Annotated in this window: 4 protein-coding genes; 2 read left to right on the top strand and 2 right to left on the bottom strand. The window is 61.7% G+C overall.

Annotated features, from left to right (window positions below; all coding sequences use genetic code 11):
• The coding region (locus VZ95_RS25280; RefSeq protein WP_045775230.1) for a beta strand repeat-containing protein at positions 1 to 1948 on the top strand (1948 nt) is incomplete at its 5' end.
• Positions 1949 to 1950: 2 nt separating this feature from the next.
• Positions 1951 to 2790, top strand: coding sequence for a hypothetical protein (locus tag VZ95_RS07060; protein ID WP_052711561.1), 840 nt, complete (start codon positions 1951 to 1953; stop codon positions 2788 to 2790).
• Between the two features lie 7 nt (positions 2791 to 2797).
• On the opposite strand, the gene VZ95_RS07055 is transcribed toward VZ95_RS07060, so the two are convergent.
• Together VZ95_RS07055 and smpB are read right to left on the bottom strand one after the other, a co-directional pair.
• Positions 2798 to 3124 carry a YnfA family protein gene (locus VZ95_RS07055; RefSeq protein ID WP_045775229.1) on the bottom strand — a complete coding sequence of 109 codons (327 nt, stop codon included), beginning with the start codon at positions 3122 to 3124 and terminating at the stop codon, positions 2798 to 2800.
• 71 nt (positions 3125 to 3195) lie between these two features.
• Positions 3196 to 3583, bottom strand: a 388-nt coding sequence (gene smpB / locus VZ95_RS07050; RefSeq protein ID WP_045775228.1) for an SsrA-binding protein SmpB, incomplete at its 5' end; no start/stop codon positions are given.

Below are 3583 nucleotides of genomic sequence, written 5' to 3'. Positions count from 1 at the left end.
CATCGCCCTGACGGTGGCAACAGGCGTCACCGGAACGCGGACAACGCTGACCAATAACGGCACGATCACCTCGGCCGGCAGCGTCAACGCCATCGGGTCGAACGGCAATGATTTTATTACGATTACCAATAATGGCACCGTCAATAACACCAGCACGGGCCGCGCCCTGCGGCTCGATGAAAGTGTAACCGTTACTAATAACGGGCAGATAAGCTCCGCTGCCTCCGATGGGTTGCGGCTCGGTATCAATGGCACCGTCACCAATAACGGCACGATCAGCAGCGCCGCGACCAACGGCGACCGCGCCTTTCAGGTCGACAGTGGCGCGACGGTCACGAATGCTTCGGCCGGGACCATCACCGCGACGGGCACCGGCGACGCGGCCCGCATCAATGGCGGCACGTTTACCAATAACGGGGTCGTGACCAGCGCCGCCGACGACGCAATCGATATCGGTGTCGCGACCGCTGTCGTGACCGTCCATAATTACGGGCGCGTGACGGCGGGCGATAAGGGGGTCAATAGCGATATCACGACCGGCACGCTGACCGTCACCAATTACAGCACCGGCACGATTACGGGCACTGACACAGGGATCGCCGGTCAGACGGGAACCGTCACCAATTATGGGCGCGTCGTCGGCCTGACCGACGATGGAATGGATTTCGACGGGATCGCAACCATCACGAACACTGGGACTGTAACCTGTAGCGCCGCGGCGGGAACCACCCCAACCGGCCCCGATTCGGCGGACGGCATTACCCTTGGCGGGGGCACTGTTACCAACAGCGGCACGATTTCGTCGGACCATAACGGCATTTACGGCGTGATCTCCGCCAGCGCTGCGACGCCGACTGCGGCGGGGGCGACGACCATCGTCAATACTGGCACGATCACTGGCACCGCCGGGTACGGCGTCCGGCTATTCGGCACCTTCAACGATACGCTGGAAAATAGCGGAACGATCATCGGGGGCATCGGTACCGCCATCGATATGGGGGCTGGGAACGACAGCATCACGATTACGGGCGGTCGAATCGACGGGCTCATCAACGGCGGTGACGGTACCGACACGGTGACCTTCAACCTCGGAGCCGGAAATAGCTTCAAGCTGCAAAACAATATTATCAACTGCGAAACCGTGTCGCTCACCTCCGGCACGCTCGAAATCAGCGGCAGCAGTATCAGCACCTCCCTCACCGCCGCCGCTGGCACGGGCTTGAAGTTCGATTTAACGCGCGGGGCCAGCGCGATTACCGGAACGGTAACCTTGGGCGGCACGCTGACGCTCGCCCAGGTCAGTGGATTTAGTGCCGGAACATCCCTGATCCTGCTGAATAACGATGGTACGGACGCAATCACCGGCACTTTCGCCGGAATTGGCGAAGGGGGAGTCGTTGCGGTCGACGGCGGCGAATACCGCATCAGCTACGCCGGGGGCACGGGGAACGATCTTGTTCTCACGGTTCTGAAAGCGCCTACCATCGCGGTTCCAACAGTCGTCGTTCCGATACCGCCGATTCCCCCCGTTATTCCGACGTTCGTGGAGCGAACGGCGGACGGGGTAACCGTCACCACCAAATTCGGGACACTCCCCAGCGGGGCGGCCAGCCATACGATTACGGTGCCAACCGTTGCCGCCGGGCGCGTCAATAACGTCGGTCTTGCCGATGTGGCCGATATTGCGCTGATTAGCGATACAGCAGGCACGAGCCTTTTAACAGTGCAACTGCCGACCGGCTTGGGGCTAACCTCAATCGGCAGCGCCGCATCGCTGAGCGCAAGCAACGGCGCGAGCGATTTCGCCGCCGCTTTGAGTGCCGCGATTGGCACAACCGCGAAAGATCTTTCCGGGCTAACCAGCGATGCGCAGGCCTATTTCAGCGCCCTTAGCACCAACAACCGGGTGATCGTCGAAACGATCACCCAACCGGCACCGGCACGCTGACGTTGGTCGGTCAAACGGCCGCGCAGGGAACCCAGGAGGCGTTGCTGTTAGACGCGCGCGGGCAGAGCAATGCAGCTTTCTCCCTTGAAGCCGTCGATTTCGCCCTAGTCCTCGGAACGGCGCGGGTCTCCGCCAGTGGGGGCGCGCAGCGCTTGGTTGGCGACGGTAACGTTCAGACGTTCCTGCTCGGCAACCAGAACGACACGATTTCGGCGGGCGGCGGTCATGACCGAATCCAAGCGGGCGGCGGCACCAATCAAATCGATGGCGGCGCGGGGATCGATACCGCCCGCTACGCTACCTCGGCGGTGAATGCCGTCGTCAAGGTGAATAGCGACGGCAGTGTCAGCGTTACCACGGCCCAGGCCACCGACACGCTCCGAAACGTCGAGGTGCTGCGTTTCGACGACGGCATCCGGTTGCTATCAACGGCAACGCAGACCAGCCAGGGCGTTACGATCCAAGAAGATTTCTACCTCGCTCAAAACCTGGATGTGGCGGCGGCGGTGAAAGCCGGGGTGTTTCAATCCGGGGCCGAGCATTTCGCTAAATTTGGTCGCGCCGAGGGCCGCGACGCCAGTGCGGTTTTCGATACGGCCTGGTACCTCAGCCAAAACGCGGATGTGGCGACCGCCGTTCGGGCCGGGAGTATCACAGCGTACGATCATTTCGTGACCTTTGGCTGGAAAGAGGGCCGCAACCCATCGGTCTGGTTCGACACGAAAGCCTATCTCGCGGCGAATATAGATGCCGCCGCCAGCGGTCTTAATCCCCTGACGTATTTTCTGACCCATGCCGACGGACGAACCGCCGCCGCCGCCGATACCGGGCTTTGGGGATAGCAACCGTCTAAACTCGCGTTGCTCCGGTCAGAATCACCGTGGCACCGGCAAGGCATAACCCGGCTCCCACCCAATCGGTCAGGGCCGGGCGAACGCCCTCCACGCCCCAGAGCCACGCCAGGGAGGCCACGATATAGACCCCACCATAGGCAGCGAAGGTTCGCCCAGCGGCGGCCTGTTCTACCAAGGCTAAAGCGCCCGCGAACAGAATGAGCGAGGCCACGCCGGGGATGAGCCACAGCACGGACTTATCCAGCCGCCACCACGCCCAAAAGGCAAAGCACCCCGCGATTTCAGCCAGCGCGGCAAAAAGATAAAGGACGGCAGTCGTCATGCTTCCCCCCAGAAATCGGTCCCCAGGGCCGCCGCCCTGGGTGGGGTTTGGGGCAAAGCCCCATAAAGAGCCTAGCTCTCACCCCGCATCACGCGCGATTTCTGGCGGGACCAATCGCGCTCTTTTTCGCTCGCGCGCTTATCCTGCTTCTTCTTACCGCGGGCGACGCCGAGTTCGAGCTTGGCGATGCCGCGTTCGTTGAAGTAGATGCCGATGGGAATAAGGGTAATCCCGTCGCGCTTGATCGCGCCGATCAGCTTATTCCGCTCCTTCTTATGGAGCAGAAGCTTACGCGGGCGACGCTCTTCATGGTTTTCGCGCGACTGTTTATAGGCGGGCACATAGCAGTTGAAGAGCCAGATTTCCCCGCCCATTTGGCTGGCGTGGGATTCGTTGATGCTGGCATGGCCCTGGCGTAGAGATTTCACCTCCGTGCCGTGCAGGATCATGCCGCACTCA

Source organism: Elstera litoralis, from assembly GCF_000963705.1.
Lineage (GTDB): Bacteria > Pseudomonadota > Alphaproteobacteria > Elsterales > Elsteraceae > Elstera > Elstera litoralis.
The sequence above is the reverse complement of the archived record's forward strand: the minus strand, read 5'-3'. Positions and strand labels throughout refer to the sequence as shown.

Bases quoted from the DNA above. Each gene is read 5' to 3' on its own strand.
- VZ95_RS07055 (WP_045775229.1), bottom strand. From the start codon at position 3,124: ATGACGACTGCCGTCCTTTATCTTTTTGCCGCGCTGGCTGAAATCGCG.